Source organism: Phreatobacter sp. GW821-FHT04C01 (assembly GCF_059420385.1).
This window is the reverse complement of the sequence record NZ_JBWKTP010000003.1, coordinates 702343-724976: the sequence shown is the minus strand read 5'-3', so window position 1 is coordinate 724976 and position 22634 is coordinate 702343. Positions and strand designations below refer to the sequence as shown.

The following is a 22634-nucleotide window of genomic DNA, read 5'->3' as shown; positions in this document are numbered from 1 at the left end:
CGGGCCACATGAACGAAGTTTAACTCGGGTCCCGTGCGGTTCCGCCCTATGATGCCTGCATTGCTGCGGGGGTGGCGCACGAGGAGAAATCCGATGAACAAGTTTGTTGTCGCAGGCGTCCTGGCGACCATGGTGACGGCGGCCGCCGCGCCGGTCTTTGCGCAGGCGCCGCAGCCCGGCGCGACGCAGGCCGCTCCGGGACCGCGGGAGCCGGAACGTGGCCGCAGGGCGCAGATGACGCCGGAGGACCGCGCGGCCTTCCTCGACGCGCGCATCGCGGGCCTGAAGGCCGCGCTGAGGCTGAACCCCGACCAGGAGAAGCTGTGGCCGCCGGTCGAGGCGGCGCTGCGCGAATCGGCGACGCTGCGCGCCCAGCGCATGCAGCAGTGGCGCGAGATGCGCAACAATCCGAACCCGGCACAGCTCGATCCGATCCAGCGCCTGCGCACCGCCGCGGACCGCATGGCGGAGAGCGCGGCCTCGATGAAGAAGCTGGCCGATGCGGCACAGCCGCTCTACGCCTCGCTCGACGCCAACCAGAAGCGCCGGGCCGACGCCATGCTCAGCCGCGGTCGCGGCGTGATGGGCGCCGGCATGATGGGCCATGGTCCCCGCCGCGGCGGCCACGGCGAGAACCGCCAGTAACGCCACTGCCCCGTCACAATGTCGGGCCCGCCTCGTGCGGGCCCGCTCTTTTTTGGGCGGCGCGCGCCGGGCTCGCGCGAAATCGCAGTTGCGGACGATTTGAGGGGTCCTGGAAACCCTCCGTTTACCCTGATCGCGTCAAAGTGACGGTGACAAATCCGTCCGGTTGGTGTGAGGGGTCGCCCGGCCATGATGCCTGACATGGGCTCGTCCGAGCCTGAATTGCAGTCCTGTGCGCGTAGCGTTCTGGTGGTCGACGCCGACCCGACGTCGCGGCGTATCATCGTCCAGAGCCTGAAGGACGTCGCCCGGATTACCGAGGCCGGGGACTGCGACCAGGCGCTCGCCGTCTTCGACCGGATGACACCATCGGCCGTCATTGCCTGCCTCGACAAGGGCGACGGCGCATCGCCAGACGCCATCGAGGCTCTGCGCTTCGGTGGCTATGAAGGGCCGATCATCGCGATCAGCGCGCGCGGATCGCTATCGGTCGCGGTCGAGGCCATGCGGGCGGGCGCCTGCGACATGCTGATCAAGCCGATCGCGCCGGCCGAAATGGTCCGCCGGCTGATGACCCAGCTCGGCGGCGATGTCCGGGCCCCCGGCCGGGCTGCCCCGGCGGAGCCGGACCGGCGGGATTTCGAGGGCTTCATCGGCCAGTCCGCCGCCATGCTGGCCGTCTATGACCAGATCCGGCGGATCGCGCCGTCCAGGGCGCCGGTTTTCGTCACCGGCGAAAGCGGAACGGGCAAGGAAGTGACCGCGCAGGCGATCCATCGCCGCTCCGGACGGCCGGCCAATCGCTTCGTCGCGCTGAATTGTGGCGCCATCCCCAAGGATCTGATCGAAAGCGAGATCTTCGGCCATGTGAGAGGCGCCTTTACCGGCGCCATCGACGACCGCGTCGGTGCAGCCGAACTCGCCGACGGCGGCACGCTGTTCCTCGACGAGATCTGCGAAATGGATCTCGCGCTGCAGACCAAGCTGCTGCGCTTCATCCAGACCGGCGAGGTGCGCCGGGTCGGCGACACGCGCATGCGCCGGGTGGATGTCCGCTTCGTCTGCGCGACGAACCGCGATCCGCTGGCCCAGGTGGTGGCGGGGCGGTTCCGCGAAGACCTCTACTACCGGCTTTGCGTGCTGCCGCTGCACCTGCCGCCGCTCCGGCAGCGCGGCGACGACGTGCTGGTGCTGGCACGGGCTTTCCTCGAGCGTTTCGCGGCCGAGGAAGACCGGCATTTCGCCGACTTCGAACCGGATGCCGCCAGAATCGTCGCCGGCTTCGAATGGCCCGGCAACGTTCGGCAGCTGCAGAACGTCATTCGCCGCCTCGTCGTCATGCATGACGGCAGCCGGGTGAACGCCCAGATGTTGCCGCTGGCGCTCGCCCACGGATCGGCCGACACCAGCCACGATCTGCCCCGGACCGGCACGGACCCGCACAATCCGGTCTCGACCGTGGAACCGTTCGCCGTGCAGGAACGGCGCATCATCGAGGGGGCCCTCGCCGCCTTCGACGGCAACCTGTCGCGGGCCGCGGCGGCACTCGAGATCAGTCCCTCGACGATCTACCGCAAGCGCGAGAGCTGGGCCCGGGAGGGCGAGGCCGCCGTCGAGCCGGCTCCGGAGAGCGCGCGCCTGCGCGCCTGACCGGCAGATCTTGATGATTGGCCCGCTGTCGTCCTAAACGGAAGGCATGCGTCAAGACCCATGCAAGATCCTCGCTGTCGCCGCCCTGGCCCTGATCGGATTGACCGCGACCGCCGAAGCCCAGCGCTCGCGCCGGGAGCCACCGCGGCCGCGTCCACCGAGCCGGGCCGAGGTGGAGACCTATATGCGGTTTCCCGTCGGTGAGCGGCTGACCGTCGTGACCATCAACGGTGCCAGGCCGGTCGCCCCCGACCGGCCGATCTTCACCTTTACCGCCGGGCTCCGCATGACCGGTTTCGGCGGCTGCAACCCGGTCAATGCCGACTATCGCCGCGGCGTCGACGACATCCGCTTCGGGCCGCTCAATTTCGTCGAGCGGCGCTGCGGCGGCGAGATCGACCGGCAGGAGCGGGCGATCTTCTGGGCGATCCAGGGCGCGACCCGCTGGCGCCCCGTCGGCCAGCGCGGCATGACCTTCACCGGCCGGCGCGGCACGGTGACCTTCGCCCGGGCCTTCTGAGGCCCGGCGCCGGCTCGAGCGGGCAAGCCGGCCGGCGTCAGGCCTTGGCCATCAGCATCAGCGGTGCGTCGGCGGCGACATGGGTGCCGTCGTCGGCCGGCGACAGATGCACCCGCCGGTCGTGGAAATTGGCCAGCGTCGAACGATGGCCGATCGAGACCAGCGTCGCCTTCGGCAACCACTCGCGAATGGTATTGTAGAGCGCCGCCTCGCCGGCCTCGTCGATCGCCGCCGTCGCCTCGTCGAGGAACAGCCAGTCCGGCTTGGTCAGGAGCGCGCGTGCCATGGCGAGGCGCTGCTGCTCACCGCCCGACAGGATCATGTGCCAGGACGCCTCCTCGTCGAGGCGCGTGGCCAGCCCCGGCAGCTTGACCGCTTCCAGCGCCTTGACGATGTCGGCATCGGAATAGTCGCCGCGCCCGCCCGGGTAGCTGACGGCATCGCGCAACGTTCCCACCGGGAAATAGGGCCGCTGCGGCAACAGCAGCAAGGAGGCGCCGGCTGGCACCGTGACCGATCCGGAACCGTGAGGCCAGATGCCGGCCAGGGCGCGGAACAGGGTCGACTTGCCCGATCCGGAGGGGCCGGTGACCAGAACATGGTCGCCCGGGGCCACCGTCAGGCTCGGCGCGGTGACCACCGGCTTGCCATCCGGCAAGGTCACCGCGAGATCGGTGAGGCGCAGGGCGTCGCCGCTGGTCTGCGTGGCGATGGCCGGCGTCGGCGGCGTCTGGACCGCCGCGGCGGTCCGGTTGAAGCCGGTCAGACGATCGATCACCGACTTATATTCGGCGAGCGAGCTATAGAGGTTGGTGAACAGCGACAGCGAGGCCTCGACCCTGCCGAAGGCGCCCGCGGTCTGGGTCAGCGAGCCCAGCTGGACCGCCCCGGTGAAATAGGCCGGCGCCAGGATGACATAGGGGAAAATGATCGAGGTCTGGTTCAGGAAGGCGGTGAACCAGGTCAGCCGCTTGGTGTAGCGCATATAGTCGAACCAGTTCGACACGATATTGCCGAACCGGCGGGCGAGCCCGCTGCGCTCGGCCTCTTCGCCCTTGAGCAGCGCGATCTGCTCGTCGTTCTCGCGCACCCGCACCAGGCTGAAACGGAAATCGGCCTCATAGCGCTGGCGCTGGAAATTGATCACGATCAGCGAACGGCCGATGAGGTGTGCGAAGACGGTTCCGACCACCGCGAAAATCAGCGCCGCCCAGACGAGATAGCCGGGTATCGACTCCAGATTGAAGCCGGCGACCTGGTAGGTGAAGCTTTTCGACAGCCCCCACAGGATCAGCACGAAGGCATAAAGCGACAGCACGGCGGAAAAGAAACGGATCATCAGCTCGAGCGTCGTCGAGGTGAACATCCGGACGTCCTCGGCGATGCGCTGGTCGGGGTTGTCGGTCTGCGATCCCGTCAGGCGCATGCGGTAATGCACGCCGCCCGACAGCCAGTGGTCGGTCAGCTGGGCGGTCATCCAGCGGCGCCAGCGGATCTGCGTATATTGGGTGAGATAGAGCTCGTAGACGGCCAGCACGACCCAGAAGAAGGCGACGATCGTGAAGAAGCGCAGCTCGATCCAGAAGGTCGCCTCGGCGCGCTCCTGCAGCGCCGTGTAGAAGCGATTGTTCCACTGGTTGAGCAGCACGGTCGCCAGGACCTGGGCGATATTGATCGCCAGCAGGATGAACAGCAATCCATGCGCGATATAGCGTTCCTGCATCGCGATCTTGAGCCCGAAGGGCAAGCTCACGACACCCCGGTCGCGCGCCTCGAAGAAGGGATCGGCCAGCGTGGTGATCTGCCTGATGGTGCCGAGGAAGCTCAGGCCGTAGACGGCAACCGCGAACAGCACCGACAAGAGGACGCTCGCCCGTGTCGGCAGGTAGGGCGCCCAGCTCGCCGGCATCAGGCCGCCTTCGTTGGTCACCAGCATCGCGACAGCGGCAAGATGCCAGACCACCAGGAAGCCGATGATGGCGCGGATGAGGGTGCCGGCCGACCGTCCGAAATAACTGACGGCGGCGGCCACCAGCGTGAGGATGAAGACGTAGGGCGGAAGATCGATCGTCCCCGCGAGCTTGGCGCCTCCAAGCGCGATACCGGCAAGGCCAGCGACGGCGGCGATGGGAAGCATGGGCAACCTCAGAAACAGGCGAGGAGACGGCGACGGATTGTCGGCCGTTTCAGCGGCATGACGCGTGAGCCCGCACAGGACCACGCAAGCGCCACGAAAGAAAGAGCAGAAATCACGTCGGCGCGCCCACCAGAGCGGCGCGCAGGTCGTCCTCGGTGACCAGCCGCATCGCCTTCAGGACCTTGACCGCCTCGGTCTTGCGCCCCAGGCGCATGATCAGGACGACCGTTTCGGCGTCGCCGCATTCGGGATGCGAACAGGCGATTTCGCTCACTGTCACCCCGTCGTCAGGTCCAAGTGCTAAAATCTCACGAACGGTCAAGGTCAGCCGCCGCGAGGCATCGGCGATCTCGGGGTCCGCCCCACGGCGATTGAAAAAGAAGCGTGCCATGAAGTGCCTTTTCGCGATGAGTTATGGCCGATCCGTGGCGATGCGCGCTGACCATTGCTATCAGACATCACAGTCCCGTCAGCCGATTCGGGCGCGGGATCGGCACGATATCTGGGGATCGGAGCCGGTATTGCCGAATGGCGCGCGACTGTCGCTCCGGCGTCATTGACAAATGTCCGTCGAACCGTTGTTAACGAATGTTCGGTGCGACCGTCCTGCCGCGGCAGGAGCGGGCTCGCCACGCAAGGGTGCGGAGCCGGGGATGTCTCGCCAGAAGGCCATTGGCGTCGGGAGCCGCCTGATCGCCGCGACGGCGGCGACGATGATGGCTGCCGTACCGGTCCTGGCCGAGCAGCGTCCGAACCGCGCGCCGCAGCAGCGGGCGCGGGCGGAAAACGGAGCCATCGGAAGCCTGGCCGCCGCCTTCCAGCGCGCCCTTCGCACCAATCCCGATATTCTCGCGCAGCGCGCCTCGGTGCGCGCGACCCAGGAAAACATCCCGCAGGCCCGCGCCGGGCTTCTGCCGCAGGTCAGCGCCACCACCTATGCCGGCGTCCTGTCGGCGCGCTCGCTCCTGTCCGGGCCGCCGAACATGTTTCAGAGCACCTCGGCCTTCCAGCGCGGCGTGGCGCTCACCGCGACACAGACTTTGTTCGACGGGTGGCGCACTCAGAATTCGGTGCTGCAGGCCCAGTCGCAGGTCGGCAGCCAGCGCGAGCAGATGCGTGCCATCGAGCAGTCGGTCCTGCTCGATGTCGCAACCACCTATCTCGCGGTCTCGACCGGCCAGGCGCTGGTCGCGGTGCAGCGCCAGAATGTCGGCTTCCTGCGCGAGACCTTGAACACCACCCGGACGCGGCTGGCCTCGGGCGTGGCGACGCCGACCGACGTGTCGCAAGCCGAAGCGCGGCTGAGCCGTGGCTTGGCCGACCTGAGCTCGACGGAAACCGACCTGTCGATCGCGCGCGATCGCTTCCTGAGGATCGTCGGGGCGCCGCCGGCCGCAAGGCTCGCGCCGGTCGGCGCGGTGGATCGGCTGATTCCTGGTTCGCGCGATGCCTCGCGCGACGTCGCCGGCCGTGAAAACCCGGTCGTCCTCGCGGCGGTCTCCACTGTCAAATCCGCGGAATCGGCCATCCGCGTCGCGCAGGGCCAGATGCTGCCGCAGGTCAGCCTGCAGGCGCAGGTGGCGCGCGATATCGGCATCGACGTGAGCACGCTGCGCACCGACAGCGCCCAGGTCGTCGGCCGGGTGACGGTGCCGCTCTATGCCGGCGGCGCTCCGGAATCGCAGGTGCGCCAGTCGCGCGAACTGCTCGGCCAGGCGCAGATGCAGCTCGATGGCGCACGGGTGCAATCGCGCTCGGCGGCCTATGCAGGCCATGCCGCGCTCGACAATGCCACTTTCACGATCCGCGCCGCGACCGCCGAGGTTCGCGCCGCCGAGCTGACCGTCGACGGCGTCCGCAAGCAGGTGGATGCCGGCCTGCGGACCCTGACCGACCTCTTGAACGCGCAGCAGGACATGGTGAATGCGCGGGCACGCCTGCTGCAGGCGAGCAGCGACCGGCTGGTCGCCTCCTATACCGTCCTGGCGGCAACCGGCCGGCTCGAACTGCCGCGCCTCGGCATCGCCCAACCGGCCATCGGCTCGCCGCCGCCGCAGTCCGATCTCGGCGTGCGCATCGATGCCTGGGGCGAATTGCGCAACCCGACGGGAGCGCCGCGTCCGGCCAGCACACGCTGAAACGCCGCCGCCCTGCCCTCGAAGCGCGTTGTCGCGCGAAATGACCCCACATCCCGCGTGCCGGTTCCACGCTTTTGGCCAAGCTCGGCTTTGGCCGAGCTTGGCCGATCGCCGCACCCGGGATCGCGGTCCGGCGCGAAGCCCCGGGCGCGTGCGTCAGGCCAGCGCGTTCTCGTCCTCTTCAGCCTTTTCGCGGCGCGAGAACATGACGATCAGCGCCGGCAGGATGACCAGGATCAGGAACGGCGCGACCAGCACGCCGCCGACCACCACATAGGCCAGCGGCTTCTGCACCTGGCTGCCGATGCCGGTCGACAGCGCCGCCGGCGTCAGGCCGACGCAAGCGGCCACGCAGGTCATCATCACCGGCCGCATGCGCACCTTGCCGCATTCGATCGCCGCCGACACGCGCTCGCGCCCCTGCGCCACCAGATGATTGAAATAGGTGATGACGATGATGCCCTCCATCACCGACACGCCGATCAGCGCGATGAAACCGATCGCGCCCGACACGCCGAAGGGCGTGCCGGTCAGGAACAGCGAGAACACGCCACCGACCATCGCGAGCGGGATGACCGACAGGGCCAGCACCGTGTCGGTCAGCGAGTTGAAATTGGCGAACAGCAGGAAGGCGATGAGCAGCAGCGTCAGCGGCACGACCACCTGCAGCCGCGCGATCGCCGCCAGCAGGTTCTCGAACTCGCCGGCCCATTCGATGCGCATGCCCGGCGGCAGCACGATCTCGCCGGCGACCCGGCTCTGGGCCTCCGAAATGGTCGAACCGAGATCGCGGTCGCGGACGCTGAAGCGGATCGGGATATAGCGCTGCTGCTGTTCGCGATAGATCGTCGAGGCGCCCGAGACCAGCGTCACCGCGGCGACCTGGCTGAGCGGAATCTGGGTGACCGTGCCGCTCTGGTCGGCGACGCCGATCCTCAGGTTCTGGATCGCCTCCGGCGTCTGGCGAAATTCCGGCGCCAGGCGCACGATGATCGGGAAGCGGCGGTCGCTGCCGGGTTCGAAGAAATCGCCGGGCGTATCACCGCCGACCGCGGTGCGGATCGCGGTGTTGATGTCGCCCGGCGACAGGCCGTAGCGGCCGGCCGCGACCCGGTCGATGGTGATCGCGATGGTCGGCTGGCCGAGCACGGTAAAGACGGCGAGGTCGTCGATGCCGCGGACATTGGCCAGGATCTTGCGGATGCGCTCGGCATAGTCGGTCACCTGCTGCAGGTTGTTGCCGAACAGCTTGATGGCGTTCTCGCCCTTCACGCCGGAAGCCGCCTCGGAGACGTTGTCCTCGAGATATTGCGAGAAGTTGAAGTCGACGCCGGGAAACTCCTTCTGCAGCGCCGCCAGGATTTCTTCGACCAGCTTGGTCTTGTCGACACCCGGGCGCCATTGCTCGCGCGGCTTGAGCGGCGTGAACATCTCGACATTGTTGAAGCCGGCGACCTCGGTGCCGTCATCGGTGCGGCCCTGCTGGGAGACCACCGACGAAACCTCGGGGAATTGCGCCACGATGCGCCGGATGCGGTTGGCGTAGGTATTGCCCTCTTCCAGCGAGATGGTCGGGTGCAAGGTGGCCCGGATCCAGAGATTGCCCTCCTCGAGCTTCGGCAGGAATTCGAGCCCGAGGCTGCGGCCGGCGAGCAGCGAGACCGCCATCAGGCCCGCGGCGAACAGCAAGGTGACGCCGCGGCGGCGGACTGCCCGTTCCAGCAGCGGCTCATAGGCCGCGCGCAGCACCCGCACCACCGGGGTCTCGCGTTCCGACAGCTCGCCCTTCAGCAGGAAGGCCGCGAGCGCCGGGGTCACGAAGAAGGCCGCCGTCAGGCCGCCGGCCAGCGCATAGGCATAGGTCTTGGCCATCGGGCCGAAAATGTAACCTTCCACGCCCTGCATGGTGAACAGCGGAATGAAACTGGTCACGATGATCAGGCAGGAGAACAGGATGGCGGTGACCACCTGGTTGGAGGCGCCGAGAATGGTCTGCAGCCGGCGCTTCAGGTCGGTGGGGCCGTCCTCGACCACCCCATGCACCCGCTTGTGGTGACTTCGTTCGGCGAGCAGCCTGAAGATATTCTCCGTCATGATGACGGTGGCGTCGACGATCAGGCCGAAATCGATGGCGCCGACCGACAGGAGATTGGCCGATTCACCCCGCAGCACCATGATGGTGACGGCAAAGGCGAGCGCGAAGGGAATCGTGGCGGCGACCGTGATGGCGCAGCGCAGATTGCCGAGAAACAGCCACTGGACGAAAAAGATCAGGGTGATGCCGAACAGCGCGCTGTGCAGCACCGTTCCCGTGGTGACGTCGATCAGCTCCTTGCGGTCGTAGATGCGCTCGATGCGCACGCCCGGCGGCAGCACGCCGCCGGCCGAAAGGCGTTCGACCTCGGCCTGGACGCGCAGGATGGTCGGCATGCTCTGCTCGCCACGGCGCATCAGCACGATGCCCTGCACCACGTCGTCGTCATTGTTCTGTCCGGCGATGCCGAGGCGCGGCTGATTGCCGATCGTCACCGTCGCGATATCGCGCACCCGGATGCTGGTATTGCCGACGCTGGCGATGAAGGTATCGTTGAGGTCGTCGACCGAGGAGATCAGACCGACGCCGCGGACGACGCCGGCCTGGACGCCGATCGAGACGGTATTGCCGCCGACATTGAGATTGGCGTTCTGCAAGGCCGTCATGACCTGGGGCAGCGTCAGCCCATAGGCGAGCAGCTTGTTGAAATCGATCGAGACGTCATAGGTCTTGTTCTTGCCGCCCCAGCCGACCACGTCGACGACGCCGGGAATGGCGCGGAAGCGGCGCTGCAGGATCCAGCTCTGGATCGTCTTCAGGTCGGTGATGCTGTAGTCGGGCGGCCCGACCACCCGGTAGCGGAAGATCTCGCCGATCGGGCTCATCGGCGAGATCTGCGGCTGTGCCCCATTGGGCAAGGGCGGCAGCAAGGACAGCTGGTTGAGCACGCGCTGCAAAGCCAGCTCGTAGGTCACGTCATAGGTGAACTGCAGCTTGACGTCGGACAGGCCGAAAACCGAGGTGGTGCGGATCAGCCTGAGGTTCTGCAGGCCGGCGGTGACGCCCTCGATGGGAATGGTGATGTAGCGCTCGATCTCTTCCGCCGACAGGCCGCGCCCCTGGGTGATCACATTGACCATCGGCGGCACGGGATCGGGATAGGCTTCGATATTGAGCCGCATGAAGCAGATCGCGCCGACCAGGCACATGGCGCCCAGGGCGAGCACCATCAGCACCCGCTGCTTCAGGGCGAATTCGACGATGGCGTTCATAACGGGAGCTGCCTTGGCGGGAACTGTCTGGACATCATCGGCGGAAGGCCGCGGTCATCTGATCGATGAACAGCGCGCCGCGCACCACCACCTCTTCACCGACCTTCACGCCGTCGGTGATCTGGACCAACTCGCCGCGGATCAGCCCGACGGTGATCCGGCGCAGCTCCACCGACCGGTCGGGATAAGCCACCCAGACCCGCGCCACCTCGCCCTCATAGATGATGGCATTGCGCGGAACCGCCGGAGAATTGACGGGGTCGCCGATCTGGATCGCGACATTGGCGAACATCTGCTGCTTCAGTTCGCGGTCCGGGTTCTCCACGGTGGCGCGCACCAGCAGGCGCCGGTTGGCGGCGTCGATCGACGGTGCGACGAAGTCGAGCTTGCCGACAAAGACCCGGTCACGGAAGGCCAGCACGCGGAATTCGATCAGGGCCCCGCGGGCGATCCTGGGGGCTTCGTCCTCGCGGACATAGGCGTTGAGCCAGAGCGTATCGAGATCGTCGATGACGAAGATCGGATCGCCGGCGCCGCCGGTGATGAACTGGCCGGGGCCGATCTTGCGCGAGACGACGGTTCCCTCGATCGGCGACAGCAGCGCCACTTCCGGATCGATCCGCCGGCCGGCGCGGAACCGCTGGATATCGGCATCGGACTTGCCCAGCAGGCGCAAGCGGTTCTCCACCGCTTCGAGCGCGGTGATGCCCGCCCGATGGTCGGCACGCGCCGCATCGAGATCGGCGCGCGCCTGGTCGACATCGCGCTGCGGCGCGGCGCGGCCGGCCAGCAGGTCCTCCTGACGCTTGGCGTTGATCTCGGCGAGGCGCAGCTGGGTCTGCGCCTTGTCCAGCGCGGAGATCGCGGCAATGAAGTCGTTCTGCGTCTGAACCATGTCATTGGCTTCGAAGAACAGCAGAGCCTGGCCGCGGCGCACGATGTCGCCGGGCAGGACGTTGATGCGGGTGGTGCGGCCCGAATAGGGCGAGATGACCGGCGTCGCGCTGTTTTCGTCGATCGCCAGCCGGCCCTCGGTGACCACCTGTTCGCGGAAGGTCGTCTCGGCCACGGCGACGCGCCCGAAGGTCGACCAATCCGCCTCCGAGACGACGAAACGGCCGTCGCGCGGCTTGACCCGGTCGGCCGAAGAGGTTTCGGCCGGCGCCTCGCCGCCGAAGCCGAACAGCCGGGATATGAACGACAGGTCGAAGGCCGAAGCCGGCATCTGGCTTGCCGGCGAAACGATCAGCACCGAGGCGAGGCCCAAGGCGCGGGCGACACGCATCATCGCCGTGCGGTCGCAAGAACCGGCCCAACGCGCTTTCGATCGATCCATGACGCCGCCTGCGATCAAGAAAATTCACCCGGGCAAGCGATAAGGTCCGGCCCGGGGAACCGATGTCCGATCCACCGGCCCGACCGTCGCGAACGGCCCTGCCGGCGATCATGTCACATGGCACGAATCCACGCGGCCGCGGGCGTGACCCTTGGCGGCGCGACAATAAGCATTCAACCTGACAGTTCGATTACCCGCTTGCAATTCCCTGACGGCGAACCGGGCCGGTCGACGTTTCAGTAGCGGGCGTGAATGCGCATGCCGAAGACATGCACCGGTCCGGCGCGATCGCGGTTGTAGCCGGGATTGTGGACGAGCTGGTAATTGGCCGCGACGAACAGGTTCTCGCGGATGACCGGCAACTCGTAATAAGCCTCCATCAGCCGCTCGCTGCCATACCGCAAGGCACCGTCGCCAATGATGATGCCGGTGCCGCCGGAGGCCAGGAACTGCTTGTGGAAGCGCGACAGGTCGTTCTGCGCCACCGCGATGCCGGCGGAATGGCCCGGCCGATTCCACAATTCACCCTTGAGGCTCAGGCCGAAGGACACCGACCGGTCGATCTGGGTGAAGGCGAAGGTCTCGGTCTTGCCGTCGCTCCAGCTGGCGCGCAGGAAGGCACCGACATTGTCGGCGAGCTCCTGGTCGACCAGCACGCCGAAACCCCATTTCTGATTGCCGAAACGGCGCGTCGTGGCGATGGCCTCGTCGGGCGTCAGGCCGCCGCCCGAACTGATCGAAACGGCCTGACTGTAATTGCCCATGGCGCCGACCGAATAGAAGGCGAAAGGCTTGATCGTGCCGGGACGGCCGAACCAGCGCTGCTGATAGGCCACCTCCAGGATATGGTTGAGGTTGTTCATGCGGAACGGCAACTCGCCGCCATTCGGCTGCGAGGGCAGAAGCAATGCGCCGTAGCGGATCGCCCAGGCCGGATCGGGGATCACCTCGACGGCGACGCCCTGGGTATAGCCGCGCACGTCGGCGGCGACGTCCCAGGCCCCCGGCGCCCAGATCGACCAGTTCCAGAACTGGCGACGCGGATCGCCGGCATAGGTGCTGGCCTGGAAGATATCGAGGGCGGCAAATTTGCCGACGGTGACGACCACCCGGCGGGTCGGCACGAAGCCGGCCAACTGGTTGAAGTCGCCCGGCCGCCACTCGGTCTCCGGACCGAGCGCGAAGGTCTGGCGCAGGAACAGGCGGGCGACCGACAGGACGCCGACGCGGTTGCCGGCCTTCTGGGCATCGCCATTGGTGAAGCCGGCAATGCCGACCGTCCCGGCCAGGCCGAAGCCCTGGAAATATTCCGGGTTGAAATAAAGTTCGCCACCGGCCCACGGCATCCGCACCCCCAGATAGGCGGTGATGCTGGTGGTCTGGCGGCCCATGCCGCCGGGCGGCAGGCTCATGTCGCCGCTATAGGGCGCGCGGAAGCTCGGATAACCCTGGATGAATTCGGTCAGCTGCGCATTGAGCCTGATATCCTCGGGCACCTGTTCGCCCGATGGCGTCGACCAGCCCTGCGCCTGGACCGGCATGGCCAGGATCGACAGGAAAGCCGCGCCGGCACCCGCCAGGAGATAGCGCGACCAGATAGCCCTGCGCTTGCCGCCGATCCCCTGGGCTACGGCCCTCCCGCCCCCGCTCCGCGCGCACGTTTCCGCTCGCTCCACCCCCACCTGCTCCCCCACGACGCGCCCCGCTCATACGCAATTGCAAATCATTTGCATTAACGTGGCGAAGCTTCGCCGTGACGTCAAACAGTTTTTGGGAATCGTTTGCAATTTGTGGCGGACTCCCGATCGATGCGGGCAAGCTGCGCACAATCGCCCTCATGCAGCCGGATCAGCGCGTCGACGCCGAAGCGATCCCGAAATGCCTGACCGGTGACCGTGCGCTCGCCCGCCGCGTCGCTCACGCCGACATGGGTCATGTTGGACAATGGTAGATCGCCATGGGCCAAGGTAGCCCCGTCCTTGAAGGACGTCGCCGGCTTCCCGCCGTCGGACGGCCAAGGCGCCAGACGTCGGACCGTGAACATTGACGGCGGCCGGGCGATCGCGGCCTGAATCTCAGCCGAGCGCGAAGCCGGCTGCCGCCAGCGCCCGGGGGAACCGGTCGCCGGCGAGATAGGCGAGCTCGGCCGCGCGCGGCTGATGCACGGGATCGACACGTTTCAAGGCGTCGTCGACATGGCCGGGATGCACCATGACCAGGCCGCCGTCGGGAAGCCCGACCAGGAAGCGCGGAAAGATTTCGGCAAAACCCGCGGCGCGGCCGAATTCATAGGCGCCGGAGAAGCCGGGATTGGTGGCGAAACCGGCCGCCCGCGCATCCGCGATCAATCCGCCCGACAGGCCCGAGATGATCCGGCCCTTCAGCCCCTCCCCCGCGCCCTGGCATTGGCGCAGCCAGGCTGCGGGAGCGTGGCGCCGCGCGGCATCCAGCACCAGTCCGCGCACGACCGGCAGGAGATGGACGTGCTGGTGTCCGTCGATGAAATCCGGGGCACGCCCGAAAGCCGCGGCGAAGGCCACGAATTGCGCCTCGATTTCGGCGGCCAGCATCGCCTGGTCGATCGCGCGGGTGAAACAGCGCAGCATCAGGCCGGTCAGGCCGAAGAACTGTGGCAGGCGCGGCGCGGTCAGGGGCGTCAGCCCGCCGGTGAGAGTGACATGCAGGCCGATCTGGAAACCAGGACCGGCGAGCGCCAGGAGCCTCGAGGACTCCTCCCGCAGGTCCGGGCCAGCCGACATCACCGATGTCGCGTTGAGCCGCCCGGCCGTGGCCAGCTCCCGGATCGCCAGCGACACGCCGGGGCTCAGCCCATAATCGTCGGCGCAGAGAATGAGGTGCTTCATCAGTCCGACTGGTTCGCGGCGTTGCCGGCCTTGTCGGTGCTGGCCGGAGTGTCGGCGGCGCGCTTCAGCAGATGCTCACCGATCAGGTAGACCGGCCGGCCCTTCAGCTCCGACAGGATCTTGCCGATATATTCGCCGAGCACGCCGATCATCAGGAGCTGCACGCCGCCGATGAACATCATGCCGACGAACAGCGAGGGATAGCCCGGCACGACATGGCCGAAGACCAGGGTCTCGGCCATGATCACCAGGCCGTAGACAAAGGCGATCGTCGCCAGAATGGCCCCGAACAGGCTGGCCATGCGCAGCGGCACGATGGAAAACGACGTCAGCCCTTCGATCGAAAAGGCGAGCAGGCCGAGAAAGCTCCATTTGGCTTCGCCCTGGCGGCGCGGGTCCGGCTCATAAGGCACGCCGATCTGGCGAAACCCGACCCAGCTCGACAGGCCCTTGAAGAAGCGGCCGCGCTCCGGCAGATGGCGCAGCGCCTGGGCGGCGCGCGGCGACAGCAGCCGGAAGTCGCCGGCATCGGCCGGAATCTTCTGGCGGACGCCGGCATTCACCAGCCCATAAAAGGCATTGACGAACAAGGTGCGCAGCTTCGGCTCGTCGCGCCGGTGCGCCTTGTAGGTGAAGACGACGTCGTAGCCGTCGTCCAGCCAATGGGCGATCAGCGTTTCGGCCACGGCCGTCGGGTGCTGGCCGTCGGCGTCCATGAACATGACGGCGCCGTAGCGGGCCTGATCGAGGCCGGCCAGCAGGGCCGCCTCCTTGCCGAAATTGCGCGAAAACGAGACGACCTGGACATCCGCGCCCTCGGCCTTGAGGCCACGGGCGACCGCAAGCGTGCCGTCACGCGAACCGTCGTCGACATAAAGCAGCTCGACCGACAGCCCGCGCGTCTCCTTCAGCAGGCGCGCCAGGGCGAGAAGCTTGGCATGGGTATGCGGCAGCGCCTCGGCCTCGTTATAGGCCGGAACCACAATGGTCAGCCCGAAGGGCTGAGCTTCGGCACCCGGGAAGGCAATCACGCGCCCGTCATTGGCAGTCATCGTATCTGGCGGTCCCCGGCCATTTCTGAACATTCCACAATGATGCACTGTCTTCACGGCTGCGTGAAGGCATGCTCCTCCAAGCCGGCTGTTTCGTGACGCAAAAGCGTGTAGACCACGGCCCCATGATGAACGACAGGCAACAGGATCGGCCGATGACGGCCCGGCTTTTCGATTTCGTGGCGCGCGAAGCGCCGAAATTCGTCTCCTTCGGTCTCGTCGGCCTGGTCAACGCGCTGGTCAACTACGTGATCACGGTCGGCCTGACCATGGTCGTGCTGATCCCGCTCGGCCTGGGCGCATCGGATGCGGCGCTCGGTGTCATCAAGGCGGTCGGCTGGGCCGTCGCGGTGACCAATTCCTATGTTCTCAACACGATGACGACCTTTGCCGCCGAAAGCGGACGGCGGCTCGCCTGGGCAACCTATGGGCGCTTCGTGGCGTCGGGCACGCTCGGGCTGGTCGTCGAGGTGCTGAGCTTCCTGGTGGCGGTGCGCTATCTGCCGTTGACGCTCGCCGCCATCGTGCCGATCGGCTTTGCCTTCGTGACCAATTTCGCCATGACCCGCCTGATCGTGTTTCCGGGTGCGAAATCGGCCGACGACATACACCGCCGGTGATCCAGTCCCCCCGGGCTCGCGTAACTGCCACAGGAGGTTCTGCTGAACCTCCGTCCCGTGGCTGATCCTGCCCCCCGGGTCAGTCACCCGTTGTCGCGGTCGCCTCTGCCCCGAGGCGACCGCACTTTTTTCCGGGCATCGAGGCGGCGATTTCCCTTGGCGCCGGGGGCAGGCTAGCTTGCCTGAGACGGGCCGCGGATCGGCCGCGCCGTCACCAACGGACCTGACGGCATGGGCATGCAGACACCCGGGCGGAGCTTTCCGCCCTTCGCCTCCGAGGCGCAGATCGATGCCGTCGTGCAGGGCTTCCGGAACCGCACGCTGCCGGTCGCCGACTGGACCCATCAGGCCCATCTGGCCGTCGGCCTGTGGCACGTCGCGCATTTCGGCGAAACGGCCGCGAAAGCGCTGCTGCGCGACGGCATCCGCAGCTATAACGAGGCCGTCGGCACGCCGAACAACGACATGCGTGGCTACCACGAGACGGTGACGCTCTATTATGCCTGGGCGGCGGCGCGCTATCTGGACATGATGCCGCCGCCGGCACTGGTCGACCGGGTCAACGGCTTCGTCGAAAGCCCGCTCGGTTCCAAGGACGGCATCTTCACCTTCTGGAGCCGCGACCTCATCCTGTCGGTCGCAGCGCGGCGTGCCTGGATTGCCCCCGACATCATGCCGCTCGACGCCGCCAGGCTCGCCGCCGCGGCGATGACCTGACACGCCTTCCCGCCGAAACCCCACAATCCTCATTGCGAGCCGAGCCGAATTGATGACCGCACGCCCGACGCCCCGCGCCCGCAGCGATTTCCGCTGGTTCAGCCCGATCCAGACGCGCTGGTCGGACAACGACCAGTATGGCCATGTCAACAATGTCGTCTATTACGCCTATTTCGACACGGTGGTGAACGCCTTCCTGATCGGCGAGGCCGGGCTCGAACCGGTCGGCGGCTCCTGGATGGGCCTGGTCGTCGACACTCGCTGCTCGTTTTTCGCACCGGCGAGCTATCCCCAGGCGCTGGAGGCCGGCCTCGCCTTCGCCGAGCGCGGCCGGTCGAGCCAGCGCTACGAGATCGGCATCTTCAAGGCCGGCGGGGCCGAGACGCTGGCCCACGGCCATTTCGTCCATGTCTATGTCGACGCCGCCAGCCGCCGCCCCATCGCGCTGCCCGGGAGCCTGACGGCGGCCATCGACCGGACCATGGCCAGAACCTGAGCGGCCTCGGCGCGATCGCGCCGAAAGGTTCGCTGCGCCCGCCCGCGCAAGACGACGGCCGGCCGCGCCAGCGCGGGCCCGAGGCCCGGCCAAGTCGTCGCGGCGAACCGCCGCTGACCCGGCACGTCATTTGCGACCTTTCCGCCACGGCAGCGGCCAAAACGGCAGTCTCGGACACTTCGAGGGTTGTAAGCGGCTGCCTTATTTGCGCTAAGGAACGCTCCTATCATTCCGGACCTGATCCGATTCATGGCTTTCCGCTTGGCTCTTCGCATGCTCCCGAGGCTGATACCGGCGGTGCTCTTCAGCGCCGTGTCGGTGCTCGCCCTCAGCGCGGCATCGGCCCAGACGCCGGTCGCGCCGGTCAATTCGCCTGCCGCACCCTCCGCTCCGGCGGCCCCGGCCACGCCTGAACCCGCCCCCGCGACGGCGGCCCCGGCCCAGCCCGCGGCCGACGCCGCACCGGCGGCGGCTCCCGGCACGACAGCGGCGACGCCGGCGGCAGCACCGCGGCCGCGGCGTCCGGCGCCGCCGCCGGCACCCCGCGTCACCGCCATTTCCAGCGACCCGCAGCCGACCTATGCGCCGCAGACCGTCGCGATGACCCAGGCGGCCGTTGCCCGCTATCGGCAGATCGCGCTCGCCGGCGGCTGGGGCACGCTGCCGGCCGGCGCTCGCTTCACCAAGGGCCAGCAAGGCCCGCAGGTGCTGGCCCTGAAGCAACGGCTCGCCGCCGAGGGCGATCTCCATCTGGCGCAAAGCCCCGGCCCGATTTTCGACGAGGCGACGGCGGAAGCGGTGCGCCGCTATCAGCGCCGGGTCGGCCTCGTGGCCTCCGGCGTGGTGGCCGGCGCCACCATCCGCCAGCTCAACGTTCCCGTTCAGATCCGCATCGCCGCGCTGGAAAAGTCGCTGGAGCGCCTGTCCGACAGCCGGTTCCAGTTCGGCCCGCGCTACGTCATCGTCAATATTCCGGCGGCAGCGGCGGAATCGATCGAGGGCGGCATCGTCCGCCGCCGTCACGTGATCATCGTCGGCAAGCCGGAACATGCCTCGCCCATGGTCGAGACCCGGCTCACCGTGGTGAATTTCAACCCGACCTGGACCATCCCGACATCGATCATCCGGCGCGACATCATCCCGAAAATGCGCCGCAATCCGGCGACGCTTGCCTCCATGCGCGTGCGCATGCTCGACGGCCGCGGCAACGAGGTCGATCCGCGCAGCATCGACTGGTCGACCGAGCGGGCAGTGAACTACACGCTCCGCCAGGACCCCGGCGTCGGCAATTCGCTCGGCCGCGTGCGCATCGACATGCCGAACCGCGAAGCCGTCTATATGCACGACACGCCGTCGCGGCGGCTGTTCACCTCGGATGCGCGCTATTTCTCCTCGGGCTGCGTCCGGGTCGCCGACGTCAACGAATTCGTCACCTGGCTTTTGGCCCCGCAAGGTTATGACCGGGCGCGGGTCGATGCCGAGATGACCCAGACCCAGCGCAAGGACGTGCGGCTGACCCAGCCGGTGCCGGTCGCCTGGGTCTATCTCACCGGCTGGGCGGCGCCCGACGGCACCGTGCAGTTCCGTGACGACATCTACGGCTACGATGCTCCCGGCGCGCCGCCGGTGCGCGTGGTCCGCGCCGCCGACCGACCGCCGGCCGAGCCGGCGCAGATCGCGCCGCAGGTGCAGCAGCAACCGGCGCCGCCGCCGAACATCCTGGAGAGCCTGTTCGGCGGGCGCCAGCCGCAGCGGCGCGATCCCTCGGCCGATCTGAGGTACTGAAGCGCCATGGCCCTGAGGAACCGCGTCGATCCCTTCGGGGGCATCCAGGCGGTTCCGGAGCGCGGCCTGATGTTTGGCAATCGCGGCGGCCGGTTCCATCGCGACGACCGGACGCTGCTGCCCCGGCCCTGGGCCTCCCGGCAATGGCTCTGCTGCGTGCTGTCGTTCAAGAACCGCCGCCGCGCGGTGATGGGCCGCGGCTATACCGAGTTGTTCTTTCTCGACGAGCCAACCGCTTTTGCCGCCGGCCATCGGCCCTGTTTCGAATGCCGCCGCGCCGCTGCCCTCCGCTTCGCCGGCGCCTGGGCGACAGCCAAGGGGCTGGCCGCGCCTCCGCGCGCACCGGCGATGGACCTGGTGCTGCAGACCGAGCGCCTGGACGGCCGGGTCAAGCGAACCCGGCGCGCGGCCATCGACGGCCTGCCCGACGGCGCCATGATCGCCCTGGGCGGCGAAGCCTTCGCCATCAAGGGTGGCGCATTGCTGCCCTGGTCATTCGCCGGCTACGGCCGGCCCAGGTCAAAACCGCGGGGCGAGGCCGAGTTGCTGACGCCGCCGTCGATCGTGGCGGTGCTCGCCACGGATTATGATCCGCTCTGGCACCCGAGCGCCTGACGATCAGAACAGGCCTTCGATCTCGCCGTCGCGGTTGACGTGGATCGCTTCCGCCGCCGGCAGCCGGGGCAGGCCGGGCATGGTCATGATGTCGCCGCAGATCGCCACGACGAAGCCGGCCCCGGCCGAAAGCCTGACCTCGCGCACGGGCACGACATGGCCGCTCGGCGCACCGAGCAAGGTCGGATCGGCCGAGAAGGAATATTGCGTCTTGGCCATGCAGACCGGCAGGTTGCCGAAGCCGGCCGCCTCGAAGGCCGCGAGATCGGACGCCGCCTTGGCCGAAATCGCCACGTCGGCGGCGCCATAGATGCGCGTCGCCACCGTGCGGATCTTGTCGGCGAGGCCGAGATCGTCGGGATAGATCGGGGCGAAGCGGGCCGTGCCGGCCTCGCACAGCGCCACCACCTTCTCAGCCAGTTGCTCGGCGCCCTTGCCGCCCTCGGCCCAGTGCCGGCACTGGATCGCCTCGACGCCGAACTCCGCCGCGCAGACCCGGGCGATCAATTCGTGCTCGGCATGGCTGTCGGAGGTGAAATGGTTGATCGCCACCACCACGGGAACCCCGAAGGAGCGGACATTGGCGACATGGCGGCCGAGATTGACCAGGCCGCTCCTGAGCGCCTCCAGGTTCTCGCGCCCGAGATCCGCCTTGGCCACGCCGCCATTCATCTTCAGCGCACGGACGGTGGCCACGATCACCGAGGCCGATGGCTTCAGGCCGGCCTTGCGGCACTTGATGTCGAAAAACTTCTCGGCCCCGAGATCGGCGCCGAAACCAGCCTCGGTCACCACATAGTCGCCGAGCTTGAGCGCCGCCTTGGTGGCGATCACCGAATTGCAGCCATGGGCGATATTGGCGAAGGGACCGCCATGGATGAGCGCCGGCGAACCTTCGATGGTCTGCACGATATTCGGCTTGATGGCATCCTTCAGCAGCGCGGTCATCGCCCCGGCGGCGTTGAGATCGCCGGCGGTCACCGGCTTCTTGGCGCGGGTATAGGCGACCACGATGCGCGACAGCCGTGCCTCCAGATCGGCGAGATCATCGGCGAGGCAGAAGCAGGCCATCACCTCGGAGGCGACCGTGATGTCGAAGCCGTCCTCGCGGGCGAAACCGTTGGTGACGCCGCCGAGCCCGACGGTGGTTGCACGCAGCGCCCGGTCGTTCATGTCGAGCACCCGGCGCCAGACGATCCGGCGGACGTCGATGCCCAGGCTGTTGCCCCAATAGACGTGATTGTCGATCAGCGCGGAGAGCAGATTGTGCGCCGAGGTGATGGCGTGGAAATCGCCGGTGAAATGGAGATTGATCGCCTCCATCGGCAGGACCTGGGCATGGCCGCCGCCGGTAGCGCCGCCCTTGACGCCGAAGACCGGCCCGAGCGAAGGCTCGCGCAGGGCGATGACGGCCCGCTTGCCGATCCGGTTCAGCCCGTCGCCGAGCCCGACCGTCGTCGTGGTCTTGCCTTCGCCTGCCGGTGTCGGATTGATCGCCGTCACCAGCACCAGCTTGCCGTCGGGACGCCCCTTCAGCCCGGCAAGGAAATCGCCGTCGAATTTGGCGATATATTTGCCGTAGGGCTCGAGAGCGTCCGCGGGAATTCCAATCTTCTCGGCGATCGCGGCGATCGGCTGCAGGGTCGCGGCGCGGGCGACGGCAAGATCATGGGACATGGGCTATCGGATCTGCGCTTCACGTGACGGGATGAGGCTCTATAGGGTCCCTACCCTAGGGCGCTCAAGGCCTAAGTCCACGAAAGGCCGCCATGCAGGCCGGGCCTGCAGGCGCCCGGCGGCGGATCGGATAGAAGAAGCGGGAGCAACGGGGATGACAGCGTCATGGCCGACGGCAAGCTGATCGGGATCGACTGGGGCACCAGCACGTTTCGCGCGGTGCTGATGGACGATACGGGCGCGGTGCTCGCGCGGACCGCCAGCGCCGACGGGCTGCTGTCGGTCAAGGACGGCGCTTTCGAGGCCGTTCTGGCGCGGTCGATAGCCCCCTGGGAGACCGCCGGACAATTGCCGATCATCGCCTCCGGCATGGTGACCAGCCGCACCGGATGGGTGGAGACGCCTTATTTGCCCTGCCCGGCCGGCCCGGCGGATCTCGCCCGCGCGCTGAAACATCTGGAGACGCCGGCCGGCCGGCGCCTCGCCTTCGTCACCGGCCTGTCGTTTCGCGATGTCCAGGGCGAGCCGGACGTGATGCGCGGCGAAGAGACTGAGATCGCCGGCCTCGGGCTCGACGGCTCGCGGCTTGCGGTCATGCCCGGCACGCATTCGAAGTGGGTGCATGTGATCGACGGCCGCATCGCCGGCTTCCGGACCGCCATGACCGGCGACGTCTTCGCGGCGGTGAAGGACCACAGCGTGCTGCGATTGACCACGGCGGAAGCGGCCGGCGCGCCGGAAGCCTTCGCCGCGGCGGTGAGAGCCGGCGCGGCCAATGCCGGCGCCGGCCTGCTCGGCAAGCTGTTCCGGCTGCGCGCCGGCAGCCTGTTGGGTGATTTTCCCGCCATCGAAACCGTCGAGCGCCTGTCCGGCCTGCTGATCGGCGCCGAAATCGCCGAGGCCAGAAGCTTCGTGCCGGACATCTCGTCCAAGATCCTGATCGTCGGCGGCGAAGCCCTGGCGGCGCGCTACGCCGCCGCCTTCGCGGCTCTGGGCATGGCCGCCGAACCGGCCCCCGCCGACGCGGCCTTTGCCGGCCAGTTCAGCATCGCCCGGGCCGCCGGCCTGGTCTGAGC

The 22634-nt window shown here is 67.8% G+C and carries 19 protein-coding genes; 10 read left to right on the top strand and 9 right to left on the bottom strand.

Annotated elements, in window-relative coordinates; all coding sequences use genetic code 11:
• Positions 1-93: 93 nt before the first annotated feature.
• The 3 genes from AC07WJ_RS15105 to AC07WJ_RS15095 all read left to right on the top strand — a co-directional run bounded on the left by AC07WJ_RS15105 (position 94) and on the right by AC07WJ_RS15095 (position 2815).
• The gene (locus tag AC07WJ_RS15105) at positions 94-645 is read left to right on the top strand and encodes a Spy/CpxP family protein refolding chaperone (RefSeq protein WP_494935399.1); all 552 of its coding nucleotides are present in this window, start codon (positions 94-96) and stop codon (positions 643-645) included.
• Between the two features lie 189 nt (positions 646-834).
• Positions 835-2295 carry a sigma-54-dependent transcriptional regulator gene (locus AC07WJ_RS15100; protein ID WP_494935398.1) on the top strand — a complete coding sequence of 487 codons (1461 nt, stop codon included), beginning with the start codon at positions 835-837 and terminating at the stop codon, positions 2293-2295.
• Positions 2296-2341: 46 nt separating this feature from the next.
• Positions 2342-2815 carry an META domain-containing protein gene (locus tag AC07WJ_RS15095; RefSeq protein ID WP_494935397.1) on the top strand — a complete coding sequence of 158 codons (474 nt, stop codon included), beginning with the start codon at positions 2342-2344 and terminating at the stop codon, positions 2813-2815.
• Positions 2816-2852: 37 nt separating this feature from the next.
• On the opposite strand, the gene AC07WJ_RS15090 is transcribed toward AC07WJ_RS15095, so the two are convergent.
• Positions 2853-4952: an ABC transporter ATP-binding protein/permease gene (locus AC07WJ_RS15090; RefSeq protein WP_494935396.1), complete on the bottom strand. Its 2100-nt coding sequence runs from the start codon at positions 4950-4952 to the stop codon at positions 2853-2855.
• A 112-nt stretch (positions 4953-5064) separates the two neighbouring features.
• Positions 5065-5343 carry a hypothetical protein gene (locus AC07WJ_RS15085; protein ID WP_494935395.1) on the bottom strand — a complete coding sequence of 93 codons (279 nt, stop codon included), beginning with the start codon at positions 5341-5343 and terminating at the stop codon, positions 5065-5067.
• Positions 5344-5605: 262 nt separating this feature from the next.
• Between AC07WJ_RS15085 and AC07WJ_RS15080 the strand changes: the two genes are divergently transcribed.
• Positions 5606-7090, top strand: a complete 1485-nt coding sequence (locus AC07WJ_RS15080) for a TolC family outer membrane protein (RefSeq protein ID WP_494935394.1) — start codon at positions 5606-5608, stop codon at positions 7088-7090.
• A gap of 156 nt (positions 7091-7246) precedes the next feature.
• Here AC07WJ_RS15080 and AC07WJ_RS15075 read toward each other — a convergent pair whose 3' ends face one another.
• From AC07WJ_RS15075 to AC07WJ_RS15050, 6 genes are all read right to left on the bottom strand, one after another.
• Complete coding sequence (locus AC07WJ_RS15075) at positions 7247-10396, bottom strand: efflux RND transporter permease subunit (RefSeq protein WP_494935393.1); 3150 nt, start codon at positions 10394-10396, stop codon at positions 7247-7249.
• Between the two features lie 34 nt (positions 10397-10430).
• Positions 10431-11684 (bottom strand): efflux RND transporter periplasmic adaptor subunit, encoded by a 1254-nt coding sequence (locus AC07WJ_RS15070; protein WP_494935392.1) that lies wholly within the window; start codon positions 11682-11684, stop codon positions 10431-10433.
• A 284-nt stretch (positions 11685-11968) separates the two neighbouring features.
• On the bottom strand, positions 11969-13273 hold the full coding sequence (locus tag AC07WJ_RS15065) for a carbohydrate porin (protein ID WP_494935391.1): 1305 nt from the start codon (positions 13271-13273) through the stop codon (positions 11969-11971).
• 218 nt (positions 13274-13491) lie between these two features.
• Positions 13492-13677 (bottom strand): hypothetical protein, encoded by a 186-nt coding sequence (locus tag AC07WJ_RS15060; protein WP_494935390.1) that lies wholly within the window; start codon positions 13675-13677, stop codon positions 13492-13494.
• Positions 13678-13807: 130 nt separating this feature from the next.
• Positions 13808-14596 (bottom strand): ChbG/HpnK family deacetylase, encoded by a 789-nt coding sequence (locus tag AC07WJ_RS15055; protein WP_494935389.1) that lies wholly within the window; start codon positions 14594-14596, stop codon positions 13808-13810.
• Positions 14596-15648 carry a glycosyltransferase family 2 protein gene (locus tag AC07WJ_RS15050; RefSeq protein ID WP_494935388.1) on the bottom strand — a complete coding sequence of 351 codons (1053 nt, stop codon included), beginning with the start codon at positions 15646-15648 and terminating at the stop codon, positions 14596-14598. Before AC07WJ_RS15050 ends, AC07WJ_RS15055 begins: the two co-directional genes overlap by 1 nt.
• A 155-nt stretch (positions 15649-15803) precedes the next feature.
• Between AC07WJ_RS15050 and AC07WJ_RS15045 the strand changes: the two genes are divergently transcribed.
• The 5 genes from AC07WJ_RS15045 to AC07WJ_RS15025 all read left to right on the top strand — a co-directional run bounded on the left by AC07WJ_RS15045 (position 15804) and on the right by AC07WJ_RS15025 (position 19881).
• Positions 15804-16268: a GtrA family protein gene (locus AC07WJ_RS15045; RefSeq protein ID WP_494935387.1), complete on the top strand. Its 465-nt coding sequence runs from the start codon at positions 15804-15806 to the stop codon at positions 16266-16268.
• Positions 16269-16499: 231 nt separating this feature from the next.
• Positions 16500-16985, top strand: a complete 486-nt coding sequence (locus tag AC07WJ_RS15040) for a hypothetical protein (RefSeq protein WP_494935386.1) — start codon at positions 16500-16502, stop codon at positions 16983-16985.
• Positions 16986-17037: 52 nt separating this feature from the next.
• Complete coding sequence (locus AC07WJ_RS15035) at positions 17038-17481, top strand: acyl-CoA thioesterase (protein ID WP_494935385.1); 444 nt, start codon at positions 17038-17040, stop codon at positions 17479-17481.
• A 273-nt stretch (positions 17482-17754) separates the two neighbouring features.
• The gene (locus AC07WJ_RS15030) at positions 17755-19266 is read left to right on the top strand and encodes a L,D-transpeptidase family protein (protein ID WP_494935384.1); all 1512 of its coding nucleotides are present in this window, start codon (positions 17755-17757) and stop codon (positions 19264-19266) included.
• Positions 19267-19272: 6 nt separating this feature from the next.
• Complete coding sequence (locus AC07WJ_RS15025; RefSeq protein WP_494935383.1) at positions 19273-19881, top strand: hypothetical protein; 609 nt, start codon at positions 19273-19275, stop codon at positions 19879-19881.
• A gap of 3 nt (positions 19882-19884) precedes the next feature.
• Here AC07WJ_RS15025 and AC07WJ_RS15020 read toward each other — a convergent pair whose 3' ends face one another.
• Positions 19885-21558 (bottom strand): formate--tetrahydrofolate ligase, encoded by a 1674-nt coding sequence (locus AC07WJ_RS15020; RefSeq protein ID WP_494935382.1) that lies wholly within the window; start codon positions 21556-21558, stop codon positions 19885-19887.
• Positions 21559-21723: 165 nt separating this feature from the next.
• Between AC07WJ_RS15020 and AC07WJ_RS15015 the strand changes: the two genes are divergently transcribed.
• Complete coding sequence (locus AC07WJ_RS15015) at positions 21724-22632, top strand: 2-dehydro-3-deoxygalactonokinase (RefSeq protein ID WP_494935381.1); 909 nt, start codon at positions 21724-21726, stop codon at positions 22630-22632.
• Positions 22633-22634 lie beyond the last annotated feature (2 nt).

What these genes read in the sequence shown, in the direction of transcription:
- AC07WJ_RS15105 (WP_494935399.1), top strand. Translation starts at nt 94, where the DNA reads ATGAACAAGTTTGTTGTCGCAGGCGTCCTGGCGACCATGGTGACGGCG.
- AC07WJ_RS15100 (WP_494935398.1), top strand. Translation starts at nt 835, where the DNA reads ATGATGCCTGACATGGGCTCGTCCGAGCCTGAATTGCAGTCCTGTGCG.
- AC07WJ_RS15095 (WP_494935397.1), top strand. Translation starts at nt 2,342, where the DNA reads ATGCGTCAAGACCCATGCAAGATCCTCGCTGTCGCCGCCCTGGCCCTG.
- AC07WJ_RS15090 (WP_494935396.1), bottom strand. Translation starts at nt 4,952, where the DNA reads ATGCTTCCCATCGCCGCCGTCGCTGGCCTTGCCGGTATCGCGCTTGGA.
- AC07WJ_RS15085 (WP_494935395.1), bottom strand. Translation starts at nt 5,343, where the DNA reads ATGGCACGCTTCTTTTTCAATCGCCGTGGGGCGGACCCCGAGATCGCC.
- AC07WJ_RS15080 (WP_494935394.1), top strand. Translation starts at nt 5,606, where the DNA reads ATGTCTCGCCAGAAGGCCATTGGCGTCGGGAGCCGCCTGATCGCCGCG.
- AC07WJ_RS15075 (WP_494935393.1), bottom strand. Translation starts at nt 10,396, where the DNA reads ATGAACGCCATCGTCGAATTCGCCCTGAAGCAGCGGGTGCTGATGGTG.
- AC07WJ_RS15070 (WP_494935392.1), bottom strand. Translation starts at nt 11,684, where the DNA reads ATGATGCGTGTCGCCCGCGCCTTGGGCCTCGCCTCGGTGCTGATCGTT.
- AC07WJ_RS15065 (WP_494935391.1), bottom strand. Translation starts at nt 13,273, where the DNA reads ATGCCGGTCCAGGCGCAGGGCTGGTCGACGCCATCGGGCGAACAGGTG.
- AC07WJ_RS15055 (WP_494935389.1), bottom strand. Translation starts at nt 14,596, where the DNA reads ATGAAGCACCTCATTCTCTGCGCCGACGATTATGGGCTGAGCCCCGGC.
- AC07WJ_RS15050 (WP_494935388.1), bottom strand. Translation starts at nt 15,648, where the DNA reads ATGACTGCCAATGACGGGCGCGTGATTGCCTTCCCGGGTGCCGAAGCT.
- AC07WJ_RS15045 (WP_494935387.1), top strand. Translation starts at nt 15,804, where the DNA reads ATGACGGCCCGGCTTTTCGATTTCGTGGCGCGCGAAGCGCCGAAATTC.
- AC07WJ_RS15040 (WP_494935386.1), top strand. Translation starts at nt 16,500, where the DNA reads ATGGGCATGCAGACACCCGGGCGGAGCTTTCCGCCCTTCGCCTCCGAG.
- AC07WJ_RS15035 (WP_494935385.1), top strand. Translation starts at nt 17,038, where the DNA reads ATGACCGCACGCCCGACGCCCCGCGCCCGCAGCGATTTCCGCTGGTTC.
- AC07WJ_RS15030 (WP_494935384.1), top strand. Translation starts at nt 17,755, where the DNA reads ATGCTCCCGAGGCTGATACCGGCGGTGCTCTTCAGCGCCGTGTCGGTG.
- AC07WJ_RS15025 (WP_494935383.1), top strand. Translation starts at nt 19,273, where the DNA reads ATGGCCCTGAGGAACCGCGTCGATCCCTTCGGGGGCATCCAGGCGGTT.
- AC07WJ_RS15020 (WP_494935382.1), bottom strand. Translation starts at nt 21,558, where the DNA reads ATGTCCCATGATCTTGCCGTCGCCCGCGCCGCGACCCTGCAGCCGATC.
- AC07WJ_RS15015 (WP_494935381.1), top strand. Translation starts at nt 21,724, where the DNA reads ATGGCCGACGGCAAGCTGATCGGGATCGACTGGGGCACCAGCACGTTT.